The organism is Thermocoleostomius sinensis A174 (assembly GCF_026802175.1).
GTDB lineage: Bacteria > Cyanobacteriota > Cyanobacteriia > Elainellales > Elainellaceae > Thermocoleostomius > Thermocoleostomius sinensis.
This window is the reverse complement of record NZ_CP113797.1, coordinates 1769756-1795841: the sequence shown is the minus strand read 5'-3', so window position 1 is coordinate 1795841 and position 26086 is coordinate 1769756. Positions and strand designations below refer to the sequence as shown.

23 protein-coding genes and 1 pseudogene are annotated in these 26086 nt (G+C 48.8%); 17 read left to right on the top strand and 7 right to left on the bottom strand.

The genetic code is table 11. The features are described from left to right. From OXH18_RS07805 to mtnA, 3 genes are all read left to right on the top strand, one after another. Complete coding sequence (locus OXH18_RS07805; protein WP_268611937.1) at positions 1-168, top strand: hypothetical protein; 168 nt, start codon at positions 1-3, stop codon at positions 166-168. A 2-nt stretch (positions 169-170) separates the two neighbouring features. Further along, positions 171-548, top strand: a complete 378-nt coding sequence (locus OXH18_RS07800) for a PH domain-containing protein (protein WP_268611936.1) — start codon at positions 171-173, stop codon at positions 546-548. Positions 549-789: 241 nt separating this feature from the next. Continuing rightward, positions 790-1851, top strand: a complete 1062-nt coding sequence (gene mtnA, locus OXH18_RS07795; RefSeq protein ID WP_268611935.1) for an S-methyl-5-thioribose-1-phosphate isomerase — start codon at positions 790-792, stop codon at positions 1849-1851. Positions 1852-1899: 48 nt separating this feature from the next. On the opposite strand, the gene OXH18_RS07790 is transcribed toward mtnA, so the two are convergent. Then, positions 1900-2658 (bottom strand): PspA/IM30 family protein, encoded by a 759-nt coding sequence (locus OXH18_RS07790; protein WP_268611934.1) that lies wholly within the window; start codon positions 2656-2658, stop codon positions 1900-1902. A gap of 353 nt (positions 2659-3011) precedes the next feature. Between OXH18_RS07790 and fni the strand changes: the two genes are divergently transcribed. The 3 genes from fni to OXH18_RS07775 all read left to right on the top strand — a co-directional run bounded on the left by fni (position 3012) and on the right by OXH18_RS07775 (position 6978). Then, positions 3012-4214, top strand: coding sequence for a type 2 isopentenyl-diphosphate Delta-isomerase (fni, locus tag OXH18_RS07785; protein WP_268611932.1), 1203 nt, complete (start codon positions 3012-3014; stop codon positions 4212-4214). A gap of 207 nt (positions 4215-4421) precedes the next feature. Then, positions 4422-6230, top strand: coding sequence for a signal peptide peptidase SppA (gene sppA / locus OXH18_RS07780; RefSeq protein ID WP_268611929.1), 1809 nt, complete (start codon positions 4422-4424; stop codon positions 6228-6230). A gap of 262 nt (positions 6231-6492) precedes the next feature. Then, entirely contained in the window at positions 6493-6978 is a 486-nt protein-coding gene (locus OXH18_RS07775; protein WP_268611928.1) for a hypothetical protein, read from the top strand. A gap of 35 nt (positions 6979-7013) precedes the next feature. Here OXH18_RS07775 and rlmD read toward each other — a convergent pair whose 3' ends face one another. Next, on the bottom strand, positions 7014-8495 hold the full coding sequence (gene rlmD / locus OXH18_RS07770; protein WP_268611926.1) for a 23S rRNA (uracil(1939)-C(5))-methyltransferase RlmD: 1482 nt from the start codon (positions 8493-8495) through the stop codon (positions 7014-7016). Between the two features lie 144 nt (positions 8496-8639). Here rlmD and OXH18_RS07765 point away from each other — a divergent pair, with 144 nt between their 5' ends. The 3 genes from OXH18_RS07765 to OXH18_RS07755 all read left to right on the top strand — a co-directional run bounded on the left by OXH18_RS07765 (position 8640) and on the right by OXH18_RS07755 (position 11781). Further along, the gene (locus OXH18_RS07765) at positions 8640-9590 is read left to right on the top strand and encodes a glycosyltransferase family 9 protein (RefSeq protein WP_268611925.1); all 951 of its coding nucleotides are present in this window, start codon (positions 8640-8642) and stop codon (positions 9588-9590) included. Positions 9591-9712: 122 nt separating this feature from the next. Then, positions 9713-10696 carry a pentapeptide repeat-containing protein gene (locus OXH18_RS07760; RefSeq protein ID WP_268611924.1) on the top strand — a complete coding sequence of 328 codons (984 nt, stop codon included), beginning with the start codon at positions 9713-9715 and terminating at the stop codon, positions 10694-10696. A 173-nt stretch (positions 10697-10869) separates the two neighbouring features. Next, positions 10870-11781 (top strand): tetratricopeptide repeat protein, encoded by a 912-nt coding sequence (locus OXH18_RS07755; RefSeq protein ID WP_268611923.1) that lies wholly within the window; start codon positions 10870-10872, stop codon positions 11779-11781. Between the two features lie 34 nt (positions 11782-11815). On the opposite strand, the gene OXH18_RS07750 is transcribed toward OXH18_RS07755, so the two are convergent. From OXH18_RS07750 to OXH18_RS07735, 4 genes are all read right to left on the bottom strand, one after another. Beyond that, entirely contained in the window at positions 11816-12940 is a 1125-nt protein-coding gene (locus OXH18_RS07750; RefSeq protein WP_268611922.1) for a geranylgeranyl reductase family protein, read from the bottom strand. 162 nt (positions 12941-13102) lie between these two features. Beyond that, positions 13103-15376, bottom strand: coding sequence for a caspase family protein (locus OXH18_RS07745; RefSeq protein ID WP_268611921.1), 2274 nt, complete (start codon positions 15374-15376; stop codon positions 13103-13105). Between the two features lie 212 nt (positions 15377-15588). Continuing rightward, positions 15589-16716 carry a tRNA guanosine(34) transglycosylase Tgt gene (gene tgt / locus OXH18_RS07740; protein ID WP_268611920.1) on the bottom strand — a complete coding sequence of 376 codons (1128 nt, stop codon included), beginning with the start codon at positions 16714-16716 and terminating at the stop codon, positions 15589-15591. A 99-nt stretch (positions 16717-16815) separates the two neighbouring features. Continuing rightward, a complete protein-coding gene (locus tag OXH18_RS07735) occupies positions 16816-17274 on the bottom strand; it encodes a hypothetical protein (protein WP_268611919.1) in 459 nt (152 codons plus the stop codon). 622 nt (positions 17275-17896) lie between these two features. Between OXH18_RS07735 and cobS the strand changes: the two genes are divergently transcribed. Together cobS and OXH18_RS07725 are read left to right on the top strand one after the other, a co-directional pair. After that, positions 17897-18652, top strand: a complete 756-nt coding sequence (gene cobS, locus OXH18_RS07730) for an adenosylcobinamide-GDP ribazoletransferase (protein WP_268611918.1) — start codon at positions 17897-17899, stop codon at positions 18650-18652. Between the two features lie 129 nt (positions 18653-18781). Next, positions 18782-19654, top strand: a complete 873-nt coding sequence (locus OXH18_RS07725; protein ID WP_268611917.1) for a 6-carboxytetrahydropterin synthase — start codon at positions 18782-18784, stop codon at positions 19652-19654. Positions 19655-19742: 88 nt separating this feature from the next. On the opposite strand, the gene OXH18_RS07720 is transcribed toward OXH18_RS07725, so the two are convergent. After that, positions 19743-20366 (bottom strand): TetR/AcrR family transcriptional regulator, encoded by a 624-nt coding sequence (locus OXH18_RS07720; RefSeq protein WP_268611916.1) that lies wholly within the window; start codon positions 20364-20366, stop codon positions 19743-19745. A 205-nt stretch (positions 20367-20571) separates the two neighbouring features. Between OXH18_RS07720 and OXH18_RS07715 the strand changes: the two genes are divergently transcribed. The 6 genes and pseudogenes from OXH18_RS07715 (at position 20572) to OXH18_RS07690 (ending at position 26078) form a co-directional block, all read left to right on the top strand. Beyond that, positions 20572-20904 carry a DUF2834 domain-containing protein gene (locus OXH18_RS07715; RefSeq protein WP_268611914.1) on the top strand — a complete coding sequence of 111 codons (333 nt, stop codon included), beginning with the start codon at positions 20572-20574 and terminating at the stop codon, positions 20902-20904. Between the two features lie 134 nt (positions 20905-21038). After that, positions 21039-21233: pseudogene (locus OXH18_RS07710) on the top strand (response regulator transcription factor); the annotation flags it as partial. Between the two features lie 16 nt (positions 21234-21249). Then, entirely contained in the window at positions 21250-21897 is a 648-nt protein-coding gene (locus tag OXH18_RS07705; RefSeq protein WP_268611911.1) for a TMEM175 family protein, read from the top strand. A gap of 519 nt (positions 21898-22416) precedes the next feature. Further along, a complete protein-coding gene (gene serS / locus OXH18_RS07700) occupies positions 22417-23697 on the top strand; it encodes a serine--tRNA ligase (protein ID WP_268611910.1) in 1281 nt (426 codons plus the stop codon). Between the two features lie 161 nt (positions 23698-23858). After that, entirely contained in the window at positions 23859-24842 is a 984-nt protein-coding gene (locus OXH18_RS07695) for an acetyl-CoA carboxylase carboxyltransferase subunit alpha (protein ID WP_268611909.1), read from the top strand. A 522-nt stretch (positions 24843-25364) separates the two neighbouring features. Beyond that, positions 25365-26078 (top strand): SDR family oxidoreductase, encoded by a 714-nt coding sequence (locus OXH18_RS07690; protein WP_268611907.1) that lies wholly within the window; start codon positions 25365-25367, stop codon positions 26076-26078. The last annotated feature ends 8 nt before the right edge of the window (positions 26079-26086 follow it).

The window sequence follows — 26086 nt, the reverse complement described above, 5'->3', positions numbered from 1 at the left end:
ATGGCTGCAACTGTCAAAATAGCGCAAATCAAAATAGATGTAAAAACGGATGGTGTTGCGCCTGTACATGTAATTAGGACGGATGGGAAAGATAAGGGAGATGGAGAAGATAGGAGATTGGCAATTTTTAATTTTTTTAGAATAGAAGTTGTAGAACAGAGGAGATAGGCATGGGATTACTATCTGGACTGCTGGGTAATGCCTCAGAGATATCAGGAGAAAGACTGGAAAAGCTCTTTGATGAGATTTTAGTTCCAGGCGAACAGATTGAGAAAGCCTATCAGGTTATTCGCGATATTTTTGTCTTTACTAACAAACGCTTGATCTTAGTAGATAAGCAAGGCGTTACGGGTCGCAAAGTGGAGATTCTCACGATCCCCTACGCTAAAATTACGAAATTTGCCAAGGAAAGCGCGGGACATTTTGATCTCGATGCTGAGCTAAAGATTTGGGTAGGCAGCGATCCCGTTCCCGTCACCAAGGAATTTCGCCGATCGGTCAACATTAACGAAGTCTATGCCGTTCTCAGTAAGTACATTTTGGACTGAGCCAGCTACTCTGCTTTGCAAGACGGCTGCTATGGCTTGGATGAAGCCAGTCGGTGTAACGAAAAATCCTGATAGGTCGATCGAAATGCAGAAGTAGGGAAGCATCGAAACGAAAGGTGAAAGCACTCGTCTTTAATGCCACTTCGATTCCAAGGTTGTTCTAGCTCCACTCAGTTTTGCAAGAGAGTATAGTGGAAACAATCTGGAGTTCCGTTCCAACGCTCAACCTTAATTAACGCCAATGAATATCTTCCCTAACCAGGTTTATCCTGTCTATTGGTATCAGGATCACGTTCGGTTAATTGATCAAACTCATTTGCCCAACGAGTTTGCGGTTGTTGAAATCAATCGCTCGGACGATATGGCACTAGCCATCAAAACCATGATTGTGCGGGGTGCGCCAGCGATCGGGGTGGCAGCCGCCTATGGGATGTATCTGGGTGCACGGGAAATCCATACTGATAATCGCGATCAGTTTTTGGCCCAACTAGAACAAGTTGCCGAGAATTTGAAAGCCACTCGTCCCACTGCGGTGAATTTGTTCTGGGCGATCGATCGAATGATGAAAACGGCCCGGCAGACCGTGGGACCGGTAGATTATCTCAAAGAGGTTCTGAAGGAAACCGCACAGCAAATCAACGCCGAGGATCTGGAAACGTGCTATGCTATTGGCGATCAAGGGCTGAAAGTGTTGCCCGAAAAACCGACTAAATTGCGGTTATTGACCCATTGCAACGCTGGAGCATTGGCCACAGCAGGCTATGGAACAGCTTTGGGAGTGGTGCGATCGGCGTTTCGTGAAGGTCGCTTAGAGCGGCTTTACATTGACGAGACGCGGCCTCGGCTTCAGGGTGCAAAATTGACGTCGTGGGAATGTGTGCAAGAGGGCATTCCTGTCACGCTCATTACCGACAGCATGGCGGCCCACTGTATGAAACTGGGCATGGTGGATGCCGTCGTGGTGGGGGCTGATCGCATTGCGGCCAATGGAGATGCCGCCAATAAGATTGGTACTTATAGTTTGGCGATCGTCGCGCAAGCTCACAATGTTCCTTTCTTTGTAGCGGCTCCGCTGTCAACGGTAGATTTCACCATCGCCGATGGTACTCAAATTCCGATCGAAGAGCGCGATCCGGTGGAAATCTACAAAATCGGAGAAACCCGCATCTGTCCATTCGGCGTAGAGTTTTACAATCCTTCGTTTGACGTGACACCTGCCGATCTAATTACGGGAATTATTACCGAATTTGGCGCCGTCAAGCCCAGCGAACTGGTGCAATTTCAAGAACGCCGAGTGGTATAGCTAAACGCTCTAATAACCCTCTAATTCTCTATAACCACGCTTTTATTGTTAACCATCTTCTAACTTCGATCGAAGCTGCTCTAGCTCCTCATCGATCGAAGCTTTTGCTGAGGAATTCTTTGAGTTAGCGGGTAGGGCTGGACTCCTGCCTGTTAATTGAGCCTTTAACGCGGCCAACTCGACATCCACATTATTGCCGCTTTCTAGGGCTGCAAATTGCTTTTCCACCTCATCACCACTAGCTAATTCTGCTGAGGCTTCTGCCTGCGCCTCTAACTGCATGACCTTCTCTTCCATGCGATCGAACGCTTCCAAAGCGCGATTCGTGCCAACCCGGTTCAGCATCTCATTCAACTGCTGAGACGCCTTGGCCGATCGAGCGCGGGCAATATACATGTCTTTCTTAGTTTTTGCTTCCGCCAGTTTACTCTCCAGCTTTAGCATATTTTCTTTTAACTTAGTCACAACACCGCGTTGTTGCTGTGTTTGCGACTTGAGGGCATTGGCAGATTCCAAATAAGACTGACGCCGCGCCAACGCTTCCCGCGCCAACGCTTCATCGCCTTTTTGTAGGGCCAACTGCGCTCGACGATACCATTCATCAGCAGTACTTTCAGCTTGGGACGCTTGCCGTTCGGTACGTTTCTGGGTGGCAATTGCCTGGGCCACCGCTTGCCGAAGTTTAATCAAATCATCCTGCATCTCCAGCACGGTTTGTTCAAGGATCTTTTCTGGATCTTCAGCTTGGCTGATCAAATTGTTCAAATTGGCGCGAATCACGCGACTGACTCGATCAAATAACCCCATGATCAACTCCGTTTAGCTGGCAACTAGGATGCAGGGTAGTAGAAATCTCAATATCAGTAGATTCCTCAAATTACCTTCATACTACCCTACCTTTCCAGTAGTCCCTCAAGCGTCCAAAGGAGGGATTTCGGTTGTGCTGTAGTTTGCTTTGCTGATGCACCGTTGGGTATTGCGGAATCGAGATCTGCATCTGCCTGCCGCCTCCTTACCCTCGCCCTCTCCTAACCAGCGAGGCAGCGATCCGGCTCTCTGCTCCCTCCGGAAGCAGGGGTGGGGATCGGGGCAACTCCGACTTGAATTCAGCCACGCCCACCGTTGCAGGTCGTAGAATTGTATCGCATTGTTATTTGACAATGAGCAACGCCTCATCGCATGGGAAACTAGTAGGGCAAAACAATCTGCGCTCTCAGCGCCTTGTATTTCAATCCATTCAACGGTTGTCCATAGAAACGCCTGTGAATTTACACTCTTCATGTTCTGATCCAAACGGACTCTGCCAACCAATCAATCAGGCAGTTGCGCCAGAACAAGCATTAGCCACACAAAACCGTAAAGCCGATCACCTGCGCGTTTGTTTAGAAGAAGATGTGCAAAGCTGCCGATCGACTGGATTAGAGCGCTATCGGTTTACCCACTGCTGTTTGCCAGAACTCGATCGTCACGACATCAATATCACCACCCAGTTTTTAGGTAAAACCTTGGGTGCTCCCTTATTGATTTCCTCCATGACAGGCGGTACGGAACTGGCACGGTTAATCAACTATCGGCTAGCGGCCGTGGCTCAACGGTATGGTCTGGCGATGGGAGTAGGGTCCCAACGAGTGGCGATCGAAAACCCAGAAGTTGTGTCTACGTTTGCGGTACGAGCGATCGCCCCAGATATTCTTCTGTTTGCCAACCTGGGTGCAGTGCAACTGAACTATCGCTATGGCGTCAAGGAATGTTTACAAATTGTGGAGTGGCTAGCAGCCGATGCCCTGGTGCTGCATTTAAATCCGCTGCAAGAATGTGTACAAACCCACGGCGACACCAACTTTAAAGGCTTGCTTGCTAAGATTGAGCAATTATGCCAAGCGCTACCCGTACCCGTGATTGCCAAAGAAGTCGGCAACGGTATTTCCGCCAGAATGGCTCAGCGATTGATCGAGGCTGGAGTAGCGGCGATCGATGTAGCCGGAGCCGGAGGCACGTCTTGGGCTAAGGTCGAAAGCGAACGCGCCCACGATCCGCTTCAGCGGCGATTGGGACAAACCTTCGCTAATTGGGGAATTTCCACCGCCGACTGCATTACCTCCATTCGATCGATCGCGCCCACGATTCCTTTAATCGCCTCCGGTGGACTACGGAACGGATTGGAGGCAGCCAAAGCCCTTGCGTTGGGGGCAAACCTGGCTGGATTAGCCCTACCATTTCTGCAAGCCGCCGCTGAGTCGGAACTGGCTCTGGAGCAACTGGTGGAAGCCCTGATTGCTGAAATCAGCACAGTTTTATTTTGCACGGGTAGCGCTACCCTGTCTGATTTGCGTCAGCCGGGTGTGTTGGGGGTTGGGGGTTAGGAGTTGGTAACTCGGTGTTAGGCGATTAGGGGTTGAGGCGCTAAGCCTTGCTTGTATCGGGTGAAGGGTAAAGGTGTGACAGTGTCGCCTCCCGCCGATTGCTAAGCAGAGGGATTATAGTGAGGAATGAGAAGAATTAGGAAGCAATGCGCAAGCTTGATCCCTATTTCCTAACCCCACCCCTCAATCTCACTCCTCAACTCCGCCATGCGTGATTTCCTCAAATCCATCTTCGCTACCATCATCGGATTAGGGTTGTTTACTGCCGTTGGCGTCGGGGGGCTATTGATGTTGCTGGTGGCGATCGCCACCTCCACACAAGAGATGGGCCCACGGGTAGAGAAAAACTCTATCCTCACCCTTGACTTGTCGCAAGAAATCACGGATACGAATCCATCCAGTGATCCCAGTGGTGTGATCACGGCTGTAGTATCGGGTGGCTCATTGAATCGCCCAATTGCACTGCGATCGGTATTGCAGTCGATTGAACAAGCCGCAGAAGACGATCGAATTGCAGGGTTGTATGTGTATGGCAATACGGCAACGTCCGGTGGGTCTGGCTTGGCAACCCTACGGGAAGTGCGACAGGCGCTTCAAACCTTTCGGGATCGCGGTAAACCTATCTATGCTTACAGCGACGAAGCTTGGCGCGAACGAGATTATTATCTTGCCTCGGTGGCAGATACCATCTTTCAGCATCCCAGCAGCGTGTTGGAGCTAAACGGACTGAACTTGGAAAATATCTTCTTTGCTGAGGCCTTGCAAAAATATGGCATCGGCGTGCAAGCGCTGCGGGTGGGTAAATATAAATCTGCGATCGAACCTTTCACTCGCAATGACAGCAGCCCCGAAGAGAGAGAGCAAACACAAAAACTACTCAACGATCTGTGGAACGAGTTTCTAATCACGACTTCCAAGAGTCGAGACATCCCCACTCAACAGCTACAGACGATCGCCAATCAGCAGGCTATTTTATTGTCCGACCAAGCACAATCGGCGGGACTGGTGGATGAGATTGCCTACCGAGATGAAGTGGTGACGGAACTGCACAAACTAACGGGTGAAGACGAAACAGCAGACTCGTTCCGGCAGATTAATTTGTCAGAATACGCGAGTGCCGTCGATCGCGAGCAAGGTTCCTCAAACAACCAAATTGCGGTAGTGTACGCTGAAGGAAATATTGTAGACGGCAGTGGTGCTTCTCGCTCTATCGGTGGCGATTCTCTAGCAGAAACTCTGCGCGATGTGCGGCAAGATGAAACAGTCAAAGCGGTTGTGTTGCGCGTCAACAGTCCGGGGGGCAGTGCCATTGCTTCAGAGCAAATCACTCGTGAAGTGCTGCTAACTACCAAAGAGAAACCCGTAATTGTGTCAATGGGCAACTATGCCGCCTCCGGTGGCTATCAAATTGCAACGCACGCCAACCGAATTTTTGCCTCACCTAACACCATCACAGGGTCGATCGGGGTATTTGGGTTACTGCCCAATTTTCAAGATATTGCCAACCGCAATGGCATTACTTGGGACAACGTCAAAACTGGGCAATTTGCTGACATTGAAACCGTCTCTCGTCCCAAGACTCCTGAAGAACTCGCCATTGTTCAGCGTGTCGTCGATCAGGTATACGATAAATTTCTGACGATCGTGGCAGAATCGCGTAACTTGCCCAGGGAAAAGGTAAACGAAATTGCCCAAGGGCGCGTGTGGTCTGGGGCAGAAGCACAAAAAATTGGACTGGTTGATGAATTAGGCGGATTAGACGATGCCATTCAAGCCGCTGCCACCGAAGCCAATCTGGAAGACGATTGGCAACTCGTTGAATATCCAGCAGGTTCGGTGTTTTGGTTTGAAGGCTTGTTTCAGAATTACCTGAAACCCTACCTTGCCTCTTCAACTACCCTCGATCCACTGACGCTGGAATTTCAGAAACTTCAGGATGATCTTGAAGATTTACGATCGATGAACGATCCCCTTGGCGTATACATGCGGTTGCCCTTTAATCCTCGGATTGATTAGGTGTTGAGAGTTGGGAATTGGGGATGCGGGGTTAGAGGTTGTTGGGTTTAGGAAAATCGGGGGATCGGGGAGATGAGTGGAATAAGGGAGACGTAAAGGATTTGGTTTTTTCAAAAACAGATTAGCATAACCTAAAAATTTTCTATTTACCAGAGTATTTTCTTTAACTATTTTTTAGGTAATGGTAGAATAATCAGTAGATAGCGCCTTAGATAGAAACAAATTCGGTGTGTTTCTGTTTGTTTTTTAAGGGTGAAAAATTATGAAGCGACTGATTGCCGCCGCTGTTGTGCCGGGTGTTGTGTTGTTTGTCGCCTGTACTGCCGACAGCGCACATGCCTATTATGAAGCCGCCTGGGATTTTGTGTGCGAGTGGGAATGTGGGGAGGCTTACTTTCCCTATGAATATGGGGGGTACACGCTCAACGGCTATGCCTCGGTTTATTTTGATGAGCTTCCAGCCACCGAATATGAAGCCTATACTTGGGCTTACTATGACTTTTGGCAAACCGCAAACTGCGAACAATTTTCAACGACTTTCTCGCAGATGGTTTGTTTTGATACTGCCTTTTTGCATGGGGTGGACGGGTGGTATGAATTCGCCAATTTATATTGGGGATATTCGGATGATGAATTGGCTTGTCGCGTCATTGATGAACGTGCCTATTGGCACGACAATGGCTCGCCCTATTCGGAGGGTTGGCTGAATCGGGATGCAGCCTTGGCCGACATTGGTGGCTGTTGGTAGTGGTTGCAGTAAATCGTTTGTTGCGATATTGGCAATCAGGGTTTAACTAAAAACGCGACACACTCCACGTGGGGAGTTTGAGGAAAGAAATCGACTGGCTGTACTCGGTTGAGTTTATAGATTGAGCAGAGGGATTTGAGATCGCGAGCTAGGGTAGAGGGATTACAACTGACATACACAATGCGATCGGGTTGTGTTGCCAGCAGGACGTCAATCACCGCTTGATCACAGCCTTTACGAGGTGGATCAAGTAGAACAATTGTTGGTTGAGTTAGAGTCGGTTGAGTGGGTAATAAGGTGGGTAACAAGGTGGGTAGCACCTGCTCGACGGCTCCAACCCGAAAATCTACGTTGGTAATATTGTTGAGGGCGGCGTTCTGTTGTGCTTGCTCAATCGATTCGGGTTGCACTTCAATACCGATCGCGTGTTGCACTTGCTTAGCCAGCGGTAGAGTCAGGGTGCCAATGCCACAATATGCATCGATTAGGAGTTCCTGCCCTTGCAGTAGTCCTTGCCCTTGCAACTCGGCGGCGATCATGTGCAGTAGTGTCTCTGCCTGCTCAGTATTTACCTGAAAGAAGGTTGTGGGTTGAATTCGCAATTGCAGCCCGGCGAATTCTTCATACAAATACGATCGTCCGGTAATACAGTGGGTTTCCTTGCCAAAAATTGCATTGGTGCGATCGGGGTTGATGTTGATACACACCCCAACTAAGGCGGGATAGCGTTCCAGCCAGACGTTCGCTTGTTCCTCTATCCCCGGTAATTTTGCCTGGGTGCTCACCAACGTTAGCAGCATCTCGCCAGTGCGACGACCAATTCGTACTCCTAGGTGGCGCAGCTTACCGTGATGCTGCGTTTCGTTGTAAATCGACCAGCCCTGTCCTTGGATGTCTTGCTTTACCTCCGCCAACAACGGATTCAGACGTTCATCTTGAATGGGACACTGATTCAAGTTGATTAGCTCATGACTTCCCTTTTGGTAATATCCTGCTTGTACCTGACCTGTGGCGATCGATCGAACAAGGGGATAGGTGGCTTTGTTGCGGTAGTGGAGGTGGGGAATGAGGGGCGAGGCTTGGGATGAGGGATGAGGGAGTGGGGTAACAACAGGATCGACGGGTGGATTGGGAAAGCCACCAATGCGCTGTAGATCTTGAATGACGAGATTTTGTTTTGCTGCCAATTGGTAAGCATAGTCAATCTGCTGCCACTGACAGCCGCCACATTTGTCTGCCACGATGCAATGGGGACGAATTCGGTGAGGTGAGGCTTCTAGCAATTGATGAAGTTTGCCATGGGCGTATTGAGGCTTGACTCGCACCAGCCGCACCAACACCCGATCGCCCGGAACCGTATTCGGCACAAAAATCACTTGTCCTTGCCAGCGCCCCACCCCATCGCCTGTGTGGTTCAAATCGGCGATCGTGATCTCCAGCAGTTCTCCCTGCTGCCAGCCATCAACTTTAGGGTGCGACTTTAGTGGTGATGAATTACCGTCAGATTTTGCCTTCATATCTCTAATCAATTTAAGCGCTTCCACTCCCTACTCCCCACCTCCGAAAAATTAGCAAATCATACAATAACCTGAAAGCGTGTTGGGATTGGGTAGTCATTCCCCTAAAATAAGGAGCGATATTCTCGTAACGAAATATTTCTTATGCGAGTAGTAGCTCTTGTCCCTGGTGGAGTTAGCGATCAGATTTTCTTTTTTCCAACCCTAGATGATTTAAAGCGCAATTATCCCAATGCCGAGATTGATGTAGTAGTAGAGCCTAGAGCCATAGCGGCTTATCGGGTTTGCAAATCAGTGGACGAAATATTCACCTTCGATTATAGAGACCGCAACAGCCCAGCAGATTGGGCAAACTTGCTCGGCATTATGCGCGATCGCTACACCGATGTAGCCATCTCTGCCGGACAAGGCTGGAGCACTCACTTTTTGCTTTGGCTGACTGGAATTCCTGTTCGCATTGGCTATGCCAGTGGATCGAACTTGTTTCTAACCAATGCTGTTGCTCGTCAGCCCGACCAATATGCGGCCGATATGTACCATGATTTGCTGCAAGGTCTCGGTATTAAAACGCCGACACCTGAACTGAGCATCAGCATTCCCAAAGTGGATTTAGATTGGGCCGAAGCCGAGCAGAAGCGTTTGAATGTTAACAATTATGTATTAATTTGTGGAGGCTCAAACCAAGAGAACGAAGCAAACAGCGGTGATACTTATCCGATTGAATACTGGCACAGAATTGTTCAAGATTTTCAGCAGCGCCAGCCAGATTTACCCTTGGTTGTGGCAGAGACCCCATCCGACAAAGCCTTTGTGTCTGCCTTGACAACAGCTTGCCCGATGCTAAAAGTTACTAGACCCAATGACATTGGCAAGCTAGCGGCTATGATTGCGGGGGCAAATTTGCTGCTTAGTAGCAATCGCGTGGCCATGCAACTGGCAGCAGCCCTGCAAGTGTATACACTGGCTCTACTAGGGGCGATCGATTCCACTCCGTTCCTGCCCCAAAGCGACAAGTTCCAGAGCATCCAATCCACCACTGGTAACTTATCCGATATTGCACCTGAGCAAGTGCTAGCTACCGTTTGGGGAGGGTAAGAGAAAAGGATGCAAGGAAACCTGAAAAAGGACAGATAAGGGTTAATCCTAACCCTCTAATCCCCAACCCCTCACCCTTCCTGAGCTACACTGAAACCTGATAGCACTCGGTGAGGTTTGCCATGGCTGCCCTGACTATGGATAGGAAAAATCTGAGAGCCTTCCTCATCTTGGCCATCTATTTTTCCTTACTAGCTCTGTTGGTCGGTTGGGTCATTTCTAGCCGAGCGATGAAGGCAAACCGAGTCAATCGGCTGCTGGATGGTAAAGCTTGTCCCAATTGTGATCTTGATGGCAGCGATCTGAAACGGGCTGACCTACAAGATGCAGACTTAGAAGATGTCACTCTACGGGGCGCAAATTTGGTTGAAGTCAACCTCAAAGATGCAGCCTTGTCTAGAGCGATCTTGAGCGAAGCAAACTTTCACAAAGCCAACCTCAGTGGGGCTTCTCTCAGCGAGGCGATTTTGAATGGGGTGATGCTGACTGAAGCCAATTTGAGTGACGCGAACTTGAGTCGAGCCTACTTAGGAGACAGTAACTTACAAAAGGCGAATCTCGATGATGCGGATGTCAGTATGGCTGACCTGATTCGCACAAATTTCTTTGGGGCCGTATTACGAGATGCCAATCTTAGCGGGGCGGATTTGACTCGGGCAGATTTGCGCACAGCGGATTTGCGGCGAACGTATATGGGAGATGCCAATTTGCGCAAAGCTAGACTAGAGGGGGCTAATTTAGTCAGAGCAACCCTCTCACGGGCTGATTTAACTCGTGCTAAGCTCACAAATGCCGTGTCGCGAGAAGCAAATTTCGGCAGTGCCATTCTCAGTCGCACAAATCTTAGCCAGGTTGATTTAACAGAAGCCTATATGGCTGAAGCTGATCTCAGAGATGCTATCTTGACTGGAACGAACTTAACCGGAGTCAACTTAGCTCGCAGTAATCTCAGTGGAGCCGATTTGACTGGAGCCAATCTCACTGATACTAACCTGCGCAAAGCTAACTTGACAGGTGCTAATCTAACCGGGGTTGATCTCAGCACTGTGAAGTTGTGTCGAACTGTCATGCCTGATGAAACCGTTAACGATCGCGACTGTAATTGAATCTTGTCCCATCAATTCCTGTAACTAGTCATTGCAAAACCTGACCGCACTGAACAACTTTCAGCGTTCCAGACTACAATGCTTGGCGATAGGCAGCAAGTCAGCCGGATCAGCCATCGGGTTCGATAGTGATGGTCGATGCAAGGTCAAGCGGCGTCAGGAGTCAATGAACGATGAGCAACGGGGACGATCGAAAAAAGGGATGGGTCGGCAGCGCAATGGTTGGAACCTTACTCTGGCTGGTTCTACCCGGAACTGCGCTAGCCCAGTCACAAGTCTTGCCAACGCTCAGCATTGATGCTCAGTCCGATACTTCCACACCGGAAGGACAGCTAGATTTGGGTTTGCAATATATCCAGCAAGGGCAAATTGAGCCAGCGATCGTGGCGTTCCGACAGGCGGTTACGCTGAATCCCAACTTGACCTTGGCGCACTATAATTTGGGCTTGGCCTTGCGCGAAAAAGGCGATCTGCAAGGTTCCGCTACCGCTTTTTATCAAGCGATTCAAACCGAGCCAAGCTTCGCCCTAGCCTATGCCAACTTGGGAGCCGCTTTACTAGAGGGCAACAATCTGGACTTAGCGGTGCAATATCTTCAGCGATCGATCGAGCTTGATCCACAGATGGGTGTGGGGTATTACAATTTGGGTCTAGTGAAGCGGATGCAAGGCGATACAACCGGAGCAATTACCGCCCTTCAGCAGGCCTTGCAACTATCGAATGCTCCAGAGGCGGCTTATCATCTGGGTTTAACTTATTTGCAGCAGGGCGATGTTCCCAAAGCCATACAAGCCCTTCAGCAGGCTGTAGCTATGAATCCTAACTATGCCGAGGCCCACTATAGTCTAGGTACAATTTTGTATCAGCAGGGGAATCTGAGTGAGGCGCTGAATGCGTTCCGGCGATCGGCAGAAGCCAACCGCAATTATCCCAACGCCTACTATGGGGCGGGGTTGGTGTTTATTCATCAGGGACAGTATGCCGAGGCGCGTCAAGTATTGCAGTATGCCAGAGATTTGTTTGCCACCCAAGGGAATGCTCAGTGGGCTAGCAGCGCGGCACAGTTATTGCAGCAGGTTCCGTAGTAGGGCTTAGGAATTGGGGGTTAGCCTTTAGCCTTCATCCCTGAATCAATCCTGCGCTCAGCCGTTTGAGGGCACGGTTAGCAACATCGCTGTAACGCAATTCGCCACAGAGAATTTTTGCCATGCGCTCAGGGGATGAGGGCCGCTTGACGCCAAGTTTATAGCCTACGCTGGGAATGCGGTAAAAAATGGCAGCAAGCCGCTGGGCCCAAACCATTTCTTCGCCCCATTCCCGGTTCATCACGTCGGTGTACTGAGCCAAGGCATTATCGTTGCCGCCAACGGCTTGATCGATCGCTTCTGCCGCTTTGATGCCACTAAAAATAGAAGGGCGAATGCCTTCGGCAGTGAATGGATCAACCACACAAGCGGCTTCTCCGGCCAAGATGGCATTTTGCGTATGTAAAGGTTGTTGCCCGTTCCACAAACAGATGGGATGACCATGCTGCTGGCAGGTGCTGAGGTTCACATCAAACATTTGAGCATAGTGGCTCAAAATAGCTTTGAAATCTTGTGCCCCACCCCCCCCTCGAAAGGTACCAATGCCAATCGAATAGCCGTCGGCTTTGGGGAAGTTCCAAATATAGCCATTCTTGACCATGCCAAATTCAAAGTTAACCGTGCTGGCCGGATTTTCGATCGGCGCTTCGGCTTCCAGTGCTCCGGCTAACTGGCGTTTGCGGTTGTTAAAACCAAGCCACTTGGCCATCGGCCCCTTGGCTCCATCGGCCGCAATTAGATAGCGCCCAGACATTGTCCCCTGTGCCGTATTTACTCGCCACTGATCGCCCTGGAAGGTAATGCCCGTGACTTCTAGTCCATCTTTCAGTTCAGCACCCTGCTGTTGGGCCTGCTGAATCAAAAAATGATCGAATACATCGCGTCGTACCATCCAAATCGGTTCGATCGTTTCTAGATGGGCATCAACCGTATCCCCCATATTCCAAGTAAACTGGAGCGCATTCACCTTTAAGGAAATTGCAGGAGTGAAATCAAAGTCGAACCATTGCGCCACTTGAGGGGAGACGCCGCCGCCACAGGGTTTGTAGCGGGGCAACGATGCCTTTTCGAGGACTAAAACCGATCGGCCACGTTTGGCTAAATGATAGGCGGCGCTACCACCGGCCGGGCCAGCCCCGACAATGATGCAGTCATACATAAGGGTTGAACTACTTCCCAACCTAAGTTTTTCAATTTACAGCACTTGTTCTACCTTAACCGCCCAAATTGCGATGAATCGATAAAGTTTGAAGAAAATTCTTGTCCTACCCTGCTGTCATATCTCACTACTGACACGAATTGCTTGTTTCGCCTTCTTGTTTTATCCCTGCGTCACCTGATATACAAAGCTAAACGTTGTCCAGGCGTGAACATCCAAGGCATAGGTATCGGCAGGAATATCGACATGAGGAAGCAGATCCGCGCTGGCGTTGTGCAGATCTTGCAGCACCATTTGCATGACATCTAGCGGGTTTTGAATGACAACTACTTGCCGCACATCCGCTTGCGAGGGGGCTTTGAGGGCTTGATAGGCTTGCGTGAAGGGCGATCGACTCAGAATCAGATGAGTTTCTGCTAGTCCAGACGTGCCTTGCACCACCCATTCCGTCACGGCCTGTGGCACAACCAGGGTTTCACCCGGCAGAATCGCGGTACTTTCAGCCGTCGAATAAAAGGCGATCGGATTGCCACTAGGATCAAGCCCCAGCAAAATAAAGTAAACAGGCTGGCTACCACAATTGCGCAACTGATAGCGAATGCGACTGCCGATCGGCAATGTCGCTGATCCATCGGTCGTAAACAAATCGGCGGTATACACACGCGGCTTCACTTCTTTCTCCAGCAGCGAAGCAGGTTGCAACCGTACGGTTTCTTGCTGCATGATGATGCGCTCTTGCGGGGCGATCATTTCCAAGGTGGCTTGAAGATTGAGCCGAGACGACCCCCGATTCGCCGTCAGCCGCAGTAGCTTTAAAGCCAATAATGTTCGCAGTTGTGGAGTAATGCGATTAACAGCCGTTTTAATGGCTTCATCGTCTTGCGTCAATGTGTTAGGAATGGCATCGCGTCCCAGAGAAAACAACCCATAGTTACGATTGGCCGGAGCCGGGGACGGGGCCAATGAGGCGGTCAGCGTGGGTTGTGCCATCGCAGTTTTGCCAAACAAAAAGTCGGCTGGTTCTCCTGCAATCACGGACGAGACGCGAGGAATGCTCGAAAAGGCACTTGTGGCATCTACCCGCTCAATTCGCTCTAGGCTAGCATCGAGTGCCACAGTTAACCCAATATTGCGCGGCAATACGCGCACCAACTCTTGCACCAATTGTCCCGATCGAATGAACTGACTTGATTCACCACAGCAGGGACGGGCTTTTACCATCAACCCATCTCGTGAGCGAGTTTGCAGCAGCGGTAGTTGAGCTTTGTTTGAAGACGCTTCATTCTCGGTTGAATCGGTCGCCAGTTCAGCCGCAGGGGAAACGATCGCCAACACCGAAGCAGCCCCATAATGCTCTAACACTAGCGTTGGCAGACCCGCCAACCACACATGCACTCGTCCATCGTCATCAACTGCCTGAATCACCCCATCGGCATCCGTCGTTTCAGGCGTGAGGTTATAGGCAGGAAGTTTGGTCAGTTGCAACTTCTGCCCCACCAATCCTGGCTGTTGTTCAATGCCAGACAGTTGTTTAACACTACTAGCGGCCAAACTGAGGCTCGTTCTTAGCGTGGTAGCTGGCGTAGACCACCACAGTTGTTGCGTCAACGCATAGGTAAACAAACCAGCATTAAACCCATTCCACTGTCCTTCTGTCGCAATGAGGTTCGATCGACTTGCGGTTAAGACCACACCCGGCAACTGCCCCGACTGCCACTGGGTTCGCACTTGTTCAGGCGAAAGTTTAAATTGACTCATCAACTGTTCCTGAATGGCCAACTCGGCTTCGCTTGGTTGCCCAATCACGGCTGTGGGGCGCGATCGAATGCGCAAATTGCCTTGAACCGTGCGACCCAAATCGGTATATCCTGCATCCAGAATCGTTGTCACCTGCTCGGTGGACAGCGATCGCAGCAGTAGCCCCAGTGTGTCTTCTAGCAAATCATGAATCGTGGGATCGTCATCCGTTGGCATCCAGCCATCTATCGGAACTAAACTAGTCTGCGACTCACCCGGTGATTCGCTGTGAATGCGGCTGCCTAATCCACTGAAGTGAAAGACCACCACATCGCCTGCTTGAGCTTGGTTGGTGAGATGAAATAAAAAAGCATCTTCAATGTTTTGCCGAGTTGCCTGTTGATCGGTCAAGACCAAAATATCGCTGGGTTGAAATCCAAACCGATGAATTAGCAGTTCGCGCTGTAACTCTACGTCCGTTAAACAGCCATTCAAGGCATTACCCCGAACTAGAGCACAATCACACACCTGTTCGGGGTATTGATTGATCCCCACTAACAGTGCCAGTTTTCGCCGAGTCGGTTGAGCAAGAGCCTGTTGATAGCGTTCTGCTAGCAGCGACAATCCAGCTTCACTGATTCCGAGTGCCGCCATCAACAAACCCGATCGCCGTAAGAACGCCCGTCGTTTCAGTCCCATGCCTTCTATTTCACCACTAAAGGAGACACTAACTTTGTGGGATACACCACCAGGATTAAGACCGGGTGAGAGAAACCTTCAACAATTCAGTCAGTGGTGGCTAACTGGTTTGCTTCTCAACGCCCAGCCTGCAATGATTATCCTTCACTGCCTGATCCTAGCAGGCAATTAGGACTGAGGGCTGAGGGGTTTGGAATTGAACCCTGTTCAGTTTAGGTGGCAGCCTCCATTGCATTAGGCTGAAGCCAATCGGCAAATTCATTGGCAAAGCGATCGGCTAAAATGGCAGCGCGAATCTGCTGGGTAAACTGCACCAGTTCCGTGATGTTATGAATGGAAAGAAGCGTATAGCCTAGCAATTCTTGGGAGCGCAACAAATGGCTGAGATAAGCGCGGGTAAAGTATTGACAGGTATAGCAAGAGCAGTCGGGATCTAGCGGAGTGAAATCTTCTTTGTAGCGAGCATTCTTCAGATTCCAACGTGCCCCTCGCACCATCGCGCTGCCATGCCGCGCTAACCGGGTAGGAATTACACAGTCAAACACATCCACGCCAGCCGCAATCGCCTGTACCATTTCGCGATGGGTTCCCACACCCATCAGATAGCGGAGTTTGTGGGCAGGCAACCGAGGAGCCGTCGTCTGAACAATTTTCTCAATCAAGTCTGCGGGTTCACCAACACTCACCCCCCCAATGGCATAGCCTGGTAAATCTAACTCCGTCAACGCTTCGGCTGCCTCCTGGCGTAGATCGGGGTACACCCCGCCTTGAACAATACCAAATAGGGCTTGATCTGATCGTTGATGGGCCACAACACAACGCTTTAACCATCGATAGGTACGCTGCGTTGCCTCAATCACCGCTTCTCGGCTGGCAGGATAGGGCGGGCATTCATCAAAGGCCATAATCACATCTGCCCCCAGCGCGTTCTGGATCTCGATCGACTTCTCTGGGGTGAGATGAATGAATTGACCATCCTTAGGCGATCGAAACGTCACCCCGTCTTCAGCGATTGATCGAATTTCGCTGAGGCTAAACACCTGAAATCCGCCTGAATCTGTGAGGATAGGGCCACGCCAGTTCATAAACGAGTGAAGGCCACCTGCCTTAGAGACGATGGTTTCTCCGGGCTGAAGATGTAGGTGATAGGTATTTGCCAAAATCATCTGCGCCCCGGTGGCCTCGACCTGTGCTGGCGTTAAGGTCTTTACATTAGCCAGGGTTCCAACTGGCATAAATCGAGGGGTTTCCACCACACCATGGGGTGTTGTAAAACAACCAGCACGAGCATGAGTGTGGCTACATTGAGCTTGAAGATGGAAGGAAAAAGAAGGCGTCAACGTTGGGGTAGAAGTGGAAGGCGGAGGGTGGACAGGTTAAATTAGCTGAATCGCCTTAGTGTTCGGCGATCGATATCTCAATCTACATGATTTCAATTTTTACATAGAAAAATTTTCCTCATCGTCAAGCTGCATATCCCAATTGGCCGACAAGACATCCGCAATGACAGCCTCCAAGGTTGCAATGTTGAAGTTGCGGGAGGTGTGTTCTTGAAGTGGATTGGACAGGGGAATGAGTTGCAGTTGGCAGTTATCTTGCGTTAACCGAAAGCAAGCTTGTTGATCGGGTAGAATCTCTAGTTCCAAATAGTCAAAACTACAGACGTTGATGTAAAGCGCATGGTTTGCCACTAAAGTCGATCGCTGTGGATCGGCAAAGACTTCTAGAATACACCCTTCTCCAGCCGCCAACTGAGTCATGTCTTGGCTGTAGCAGTAGCGCACACGAGTCAAATCACTGAGCAGTCGTTGAATATCCTGTTTGCCGACAACAATGCCTGTATCAACAATACAGGGCGCAGGTAACTGTTTATTGGCAGAAAGTTGATCGTGACTCATAGAAAAAATGCCTTTAAGTCGCAAACCTCAGGTCGCGTAGGATAACAGGTGAACGGAATTAAAAACGCTTCACAAGCAACGATCGCCGCTTTTAGCTTCATCAGTGCTCAAACAGAAGCACTGAAATTTGTTCTAACTGCTCCGGGATGAGGCTGAACTGGATACTTGCTTCTGAAAAAAACCTACGTTTAACTGACTATCCCATTACACTTAATAGCACACCCACCAGAGCACACTCCAGAACTGCTTTAAAAAAGTTTGATGCGGCGTTGCTAGACGATAGCTTGCCAAATAAATACTGAATGCTTGGTTTCAGACGTTCTCCGCAACAGGTTGGAATGTCGTAAAAAGCTGAACGGTAACTGAGGTTTTAAAACAAGACATAAACCAATCTAATTAAAATTTACTTGAAACGGTAGAACACAAAACCATATTAACCTGAGAATTCCGGGCGGCTTCTAGCAAGTTTCAAGAAAGTTATTCAGCGTTGCCGACCTGGTCTAGAGTTAAAAGGCTCCTTCGATATTATTATCGCGGTAATCATGCATAAGAAATTCAGCCAAAATGCTGAAGCTAATGCGTGTCATTTAGTCACAAATAATACGCTTCTCCGTAATTTCCGATGATGATTTGGTCTAGGTTCGTAGCGGCGATCGTGTTTTACACAGCAATTCCGCTGTCCATGGCTGAGAATGGGGAATTTCAAACGGTATCTAAACTGGCACCCATTGTTGGACTAATGATCGGGGGGGTGTTGGGAGGTTTAGATCAGGGGTTGGCTGTTATGGGGATGCCGTTGTTCACTCGTAGTGCCGTAGTTGTTGTGAGTTGGATTGTCCTGACAGGTGGGCTACACCTTGATGGAGCAATGGACACTGCCGATGGTTTGGCCGTCACCAATCCCGATCGCCGCTTACAGGTTATGTCCGATAGTGCAACTGGAGCCTTTGGAGCGATGGCTGCCGTTTCCCTGCTATTACTGAAAACGGCCGCTTTGGCTGACCTACCCCAAGGGCGTTGGCTTGGGTTGCTGTTGGCATGTGGGTGGGGACGCTGGGCCCAACAAGTTGCGATCGCCCGCTACCCGTACCTCAAACCTACTGGCAAAGGTGCATTTCACAAACAAGCGATTCCATCCCTTTGGAACACCCTGCCCTCACTGCTGCTGCTGTTGGGGCTAAGTGCTTTGCCGATGTGGTTCCCGTTCCTGTTGTCCCCCTTCTCTTCTATCCTTTACCCATTATTCTGTCTTGCGATCGCGTTGATTGTGCCCGCTTGGTTTCACCACAAACTGGGTGGGCATACAGGAGATACCTATGGAGCAACAGTGGAATGGACGGAAGCGCTAGTTCTGGTGCTATTAACAACTATGTTCTGAAAGGGCTGATGCAGGGCAGAAGGATGGATGAGGAATGGGGACGAGAGATGAGTAGATGGGGAAAGGGCACAGCAAGACCTGGGATTCTGTTATGCTGGGGAAGAGGCTTTACAGAACTTAACGGCTTTCATGAAGTGCATCATTAATCGACGAGCACAATTCTCTGCTAGTCATCGCTATTGGCTGCCGGAATTGAGTGATGAGGAAAACGATCGCCGCTTTGGGTTGACCGCAAAAGCGCCTGGGCATGGGCACAACTACGTGCTATATGTCTCGATGGAAGGAGAACTAGATAGATACGGCATGGTGCTGAATCTGTCAGATGTGAAGCAGGTGATTAAGCGCGAAGTGATCAGCCAGCTTAATTTCTCCTATTTAAATGAGGCATGGTCAGAGTTTCGCGAAACGTTACCCACAACTGAAAATATCGCTAGAGTAATTTGGCATCGGTTGGCAGATCATCTGCCGTTAGTCCGCATTCAACTCGTTGAACATCCTGAACTTTGGGCAGACTACGAAGGAAACGGTATGGAAGCTTATCTCACGATCAGTACTCACTTTAGCGCGGCACATCGACTGGCGTTGCCCTATTTAACCTTGGAGCAAAATAGTGAGATCTATGGTAAGTGCGCTCGTGTGCACGGACATGGACATAACTATCATCTAGAAGTAACAATCAAAGGAGAAATCGATCCCCGAACTGGCATGATTGCCGATCTTGATGAATTTGAAAAGGCTGTTAACGAATATGTAGTAGAACCATTCGATCACACCTTTTTGAACAAAGATATTCCCTATTTTGCGGAAGTTGTGCCAACAGCAGAGAATATTGCTGTGCATATTCGCGATCGATTGAAACAACCAATTCAGAACATTGGCGCAAAACTTTATAAAGTAAAGCTGATCGAAAGCCCCAACAATTCTTGCGAAGTGTATTGTACTGATGAAGAGCAACCGTCTCAACAGCAGCGATCGCAGGAACCAGTCCTCACTCAAGCGTGAAGCGAGAGAAAATAGAGGGGGGAAATAGGGAAGAGGGAATGCATAAGTAGATGCAGATGATTCACGATTTATTGTCCATTTTGTCCATTCACTCCTCTACTCGGCTCCTTGGTTCTTCTGCTGTATCTTGTCCCTGAATTGCTAAATTCACGACTCGGCGAATATGGGACTCTATGGTGCTAAGGGTGGGCTTAAACATAATGGCATAAAGGATAGAGCTGGCAACTAAATCCACAAAGAATTCAGCGTCAATTGACCGCTCAATTTCTCCCCGTTGCGTAGCGCGATCGAATAGTACGGCTAGAGCGTCGCGATGAGGAGCAATGTATTTCGCATAGTAAATTTGGGCAAACTGAGGGCTGCTGGAGGCTGTACTAATGATCAAAGCGATAGTTTGACGCCCCAAATCGGTGAGCGTGGCTTCAATAACGTTTCCAATCACCGCTTCTAGATCCTGCCAAAAGTTGCCTGTATCAGGGATTGGTTCTTCCTCACCAAATTGACTTTCAAGGGCGTCGGCCACTAGTTCTTCTTTGGAAGAATAGCGCCGATAAATGGTTGCTTTTCCTACACCAGCTCGAGCGGCGATCGCTTCTATGCTCATAGACTGATAGCCAACTTCGGCTAACAGACTTAATGTTGCTTGCAGGATCGCTTGGTCTGCTTCAATGCTGCGAGGACGACCGATTCCACTTTTTGTTGATTTGCTCATCTCTTCATCATCGCTCAGGCTGTTGCACTCAGCCATACATTTCTATTCACTGCACTGACTGCTACCTAAAAGCAAAGCTCTATTGACGTTTTATTTTCAATACGATACAGTTTCGTATATATATTATAGTCCTCAAATAAGGGTTGTCTTACAAGCGAAAGTCGTTGTCTAACTTCATTCTGTGAGTTGGTGGGAGAAACTTAGAATGCTAGTGATTGTGTATTGGGCGCTTTGCATTGTGGGAACTACGTTGCCGTATACGCAACTCATTCCTTTTCTTCTAGAACATGGTTTTGATAGTCATTTGTTCTTAGAACAATTGTTTGCTAACCGAATTTCTAGTTTTTTTGGTGTGGATTTGATTGTTACATCAATCGTGCTTTGGGTATTTATCCTTTCTGAAGGAAAGCGGTTAAAGATAAATCACTTATGGCTGTATCTTGTCAGTCACTTACTGGTTGGAGTTTCTCTTGCACTACCATTATTTTTGCTGATGCGACAACGTCAACTAGATGCTTGCAATCAAGTCACTATTTGATAGATGAATAGATTTTTTAATAATTCACGATTTAAGCTGATATCAATTAAATTAGTTTCTCAATGGATTCAAATCAAAGATTAATTTCAGCTTCTTATTGCTTGTTTTTTACTATGTCTACTTTGCATCTTTCAGCCAATCTCTCAGCCCGTGAACTGCAAGTTCTTAAGCTGCTTGCAGAAGGATACAGCAATCCAGAAATTGCTACCAGCCTTTGCATTAGTATTAGCACGGTCAAAACCCATGTGCGTAATATCCTGAATAAGTTCGGAGTCAATCATCGCATTCAGGCGGTAGTACTGGCCGTACGATCGGGTTTAGTAGACTAAACTGCAAACAAACAAGATGAATCAACCTTCGACAGATAATCAGGCGGTTTCAGGTCAAGCGCCCCAAACCATGCTAATGCACCTTGGACGAGTAGCTGATGTTTTATTTGCACTGGCCATGGCCCAAAATTTCTTAATTTTGCAGGAACCTGAAGCGGCTCGATCGCTTGCCAATCAAGAAATTATTAATTTTCTATGGTCTCAATTACAACCACTTAGCGCGTATGCTGTCGCCTTCATTGTGGTGGGCTTCTACTGGTTTGAGCACACTAAACGTTTCAAATTTTACAAACGAGAGAATGAGCTACATATTTGGTTGCAATTACTATATTTGATGGGGATGTTTCTAATTCCGTATTCCAATACGCTTACAATGTATTTTTCTGAAAATACGATCGTCAAAATATGGTTTAGCATCAATACCGCATTCATTGGATTTCTAGCTGCGATCAGTTGGCTCTACGCTACGCAAAATCATCGCCTAATTGATTCAAGCTTAGATCAAAAAACAATCAACTCTATTTTCTATTACGCTTTGATCGAACCTATTTTCTCATTTTTAACAATTGGCGTAGTATTCATTAACCCTTCCTGGTGGGATTATATTTGGTTTCTACTGCCAATTCCTTACATTTTAATTGATAAATTCATTCAGCCTAACTAATTTAATCTTCGATCGTTGAAGTCCCTTCGCCCCGTGTGGGAGCAGAAATTGAGGGATGAGGGGCAAGAAGATGCCCAGAGAATGCTAGATCTTCTGAAGACAGCGGTTGGCTCTAGTCGATACTGAACCGCCCGTGGCACCTCCTCTTAGTAAGGGGAGATTGGGAGGGGTCTCGTCTGTTGCAGTCATAGCTCTAAATTGGTATGAGTTGATACGATCGCACTGATTATGGTCAGGCTCATAGTGGTTGTATTCCCTAAATTCTGCTGAAAGGGTGGGGGTGAACTATGCTTGTAAAGCTGGTTACACGGGCAACCCAAATGGAGTAAAACGATCGCGAATCGACAACAAGGGAATAATGCCCCAACAAGGGAATAATGCCCCATCGTGCCTTCTGGAGTTCAGCGATTTTTATCCAGTTGCCCTGGCTTCCTTCTCTTTTATGCATTTCAGTGGCTCAAATCCAGGTTATCCTGGTGTATTGGCAACCGATCGCAGCCTAAAGTTTGAGGAGCCGTTGTGATTGATCTCAAGCAGTTACGGGAAAATCCAGAACACTTTCAAGCCCGATTAAAATCCCGAGGCACATTCGACCTCAGCCCCATTTTAGAATTAGATCAAAACCAGCGCGACCTAGAGGTTCGTCGATCGGCCTTACAAGCCCGCAGTAATGAAATTGGCAAGCTAGTAGGGCAACGAATGAAAGCTGGAGCTAAACCGGATGATGCCGAAGTTCAAACCCTGCGCGAGGAAGGCAATCAAGTTAAAGCTCAATTAAGTGAACTGGAACCACAAGAGCGAGAGCTGAAGGCACAACTGGAGGCATTGCTGCTCACGATTCCCAATTTGCCCAGCGACAGTACACCCATCGGTAAAGATGAAGAGGATAACGTTGAGCTTAAGCGCTGGGGCGATGACTATTTGCCCCAACATGCCGATATTCTGCCGCATTGGGAAATTGGCGAGAAACTGGGAATTTTTAATTTTGAACGATCGACCCGCATAGCTCAAAGTCGCTTTGTCACCTTAATTGGGGCTGGAGCGGCACTGGAACGAGCGTTGATTCAGTTCATGCTCGATCGTCAAATCGAAGCAGGCTACACGGAAATCCTGCCACCGTTTTTGGTGAACACCGCCTCGCTAACGGCGTCTGGTCAATTACCCAAGTTTGCCGAAGAAAGCTTTAAGTGCGATCGAGACGATCTGTGGCTAACCCCAACCGCCGAAGTTCCGATTACTAGCCTGCATCGCGACGAAATTCTATCGGCCGAAGAATTACCCAAACACTACTGTGCCTACACGCCCTGCTTTCGACGAGAGGCCGGTAGCTATGGACGCGATACCCGGGGGCTGATTCGGCTGCACCAATTTAATAAGGTCGAGCTATATAAGTTTGTGCACCCCGACACCTCTGAAGCCGAGCATCAAACCTTACTGCAAGATGCTGAAGCTATTCTACAAGCCCTAAAATTGCCCTATCGAGTCATTGAACTGTGTACCGGCGATTTGGGCTTTGCTTCCACCAAAACGTATGACTTAGAGGTGTGGCTGCCGTCGTCAGGTAAATATCGCGAAATTTCCAGTTGTTCTAACTGTCGCGATTTTCAAGCAAGACGAGGGAATATTCGGTTTAAGGAAGCGGGGAAGAAAGGAACACAATTTGTGCACACGTTGAATGGCTCCGGGCTAGCAGTAGGGCGCACCATGGCGGCTATTTTGGAAAACTATCAACAACCCGATGGAACGGTACAGATTCCAGAGGTGCTCCAACCCTACTTCAAGGGTCGGAAAACCCTATAAAATCTATGCCTTGGTCAGTGGTATGGTGAAACTATTTGCACGTTGGGCCGAGTTGTCACAGTTTTACTGCTTCTTTACGGCTCAACCGGTGAGCAGGCAACCGTCCTTTTCACCTCCTTAAAATCTTCATTGAATTTAGTATTTTTAGCTGCTTATATCCTATGGCCACTCCTGAACGCCGAACAATCCTATTAGATTTTGAAAAACCATTAGCCGAGCTAGATGCCCGCATAGCCCAAATTCGGGAACTTGCAGAAGAAAATGAGGTCGATGTATCTGACCAAATTCGGCAGTTAGAGGCAAGGGCTGTTCAGTTGCGACAGGAAATTTTTGGCAGCTTAACTCCGTTTCAACGGCTGCAAGTCGCTCGTCATCCTCGCCGCCCTAGTACGCTTGATTACATTCAAGCGATGACCGATGAGTGGATTGAAATGCACGGCGATCGCAGCACAGGCACTGATGATCCAGCAATTGTAGGTGGCGTGGCGCGATTGGGAGGGCGGCCTGTGGTGATGCTGGGACACCAGAAGGGGCGCGATACCAAAGATAATATTGCTCGTAACTTTGGGATGGCTTCGCCGGGGGGGTATCGCAAGGCAATTCGATTAATGAACCATGCAAATCGCTTTGGAATGCCCATTCTCACCTTCATCGATACGCCCGCCGCTGATCCTCGGGCAGAGGCTGAACGCTTAGGACAAGGAGAGGCGATCGCCTACAACTTGCGAGAAATGTTTCGCTTGGAAGTACCCATCATTTGCACGGTGATTGGAGAAGGTGGATCGGGTGGGGCACTCGGGATTGGCGTGGGCGATCGATTGCTGATGTTTGAACACTCTATCTATTGTGTAGCCCCCCCAGAAGCATGTGCAGCGATTCTTTGGCGCGATGCTAGTAACGCTCCCCAAGCCGCAGAAGCCTTGAAGATTACCGCACCTGACTTGGTCGAGTTGGGCATTGTTGACCAGGTTTTACCCGAACCCGTTGGAGGGGCACATTCTGATCCGTTGGAAACGGCATCTACTTTAAAACGAACGTTGTTAGACTATCTCGACGAACTTTGCGCCATGTCGAATCATCAGCGTCGCGCATTACGGTATCAAAAATTTCGTAAGATCGGTATGTTTGTTGAGGTTCCGGCTTGACTGGGAACACTTGCTATGCAATCTACTGATAGCCATCATTAATTTGATTATTGATTCGACCGGTTATCTACTAATACCTAAATCCTTTGTTATCTGAAGTTGTTAGCCAAGTTGCTTCTATTCAATCAAATAGATAAATAGACAAAGATTGATTGATAGAGATTCGGTTGTCATTGTCTAGTGTTCGGAGCGCCAGTGCTATAATGTGAACAGAAACAATTGTTAACACATCGCAGGTTAACGTAATTTTTGAGGGTTTTGCTTTGATCCCTACTTACTGTTTCTCCGTAACAGCCACCCGCTGGTTACGTCTATTAGCTGGTTCTCAATGCAGCCTTGGCTCAACGAGCTTGAAGAGAGCGGGGGCGTTTGCTCAAAAAGTTTTTATATAGCTTGTTTATTTATTGAAATTGAGTTCTGGACATAGTTTGGCAGAACTGCAATTGTGCCTTAGACAACTGAGGCACAACTTTAAGGCGAATCCTTTGGATCTTTAGTCAATGTTGGTAGTCGGAAAATTGCATGGGTTCTTCAATTGGATGTGCGCTCATTACAGGAGCAGGCAGTGGAATTGGTCGGGCAACGGCTCAAGCGTTTGCAGAGGCGGGAATTGATTTGGCACTGGTCAGTCGTTCTCCAGCTAAGCTAGACGAAGTTGCTGCTACAGTGGCGCAGACTGGCGTTACCGTCAAGACCTATCCATTGGATTTGGCAGTGGTGGATCAGGTCAACGCCGCTATTAGTCAGATTGCGGCTGAACTGCCGATCGACATTTTGGTGAACAATGCTGGTATTGCTCAAACGGGCGAGGTGCTCTCTACTTCGTTGTCAGACTGGCAACGGGTGATTGACCTTAATCTCACCAGTGTTTTTCAGTGTATTCAGGCGGTACTGCCAGGAATGCGGGAGCGGCAACGGGGCACTATTGTCAATGTGTCGTCGATCGCGGCTCACCATACCTTTGCGGGCTGGGGGGCATACAGTGTCAGCAAAGCAGGAATTGCCTCGTTGTCTAAAGTTTTAGCCGCTGAAGAGCGGGCCTACGGCATTCGTGTGGCTGTGATTACGCCAGGGGCAGTTAATACTCCCATTTGGGACACCATTCCAGAAGAGTTCGATCGGTCTCAAATGCTGACACCCGATGTGGTTGCTCAGTCCATCCTTCATACTGTGCTGCTTCCGCCGCAGGCAGTTATTGACGAGTTGATTGTGATGCCTCGGGCTGGAGCAATTTAATTCGTTGA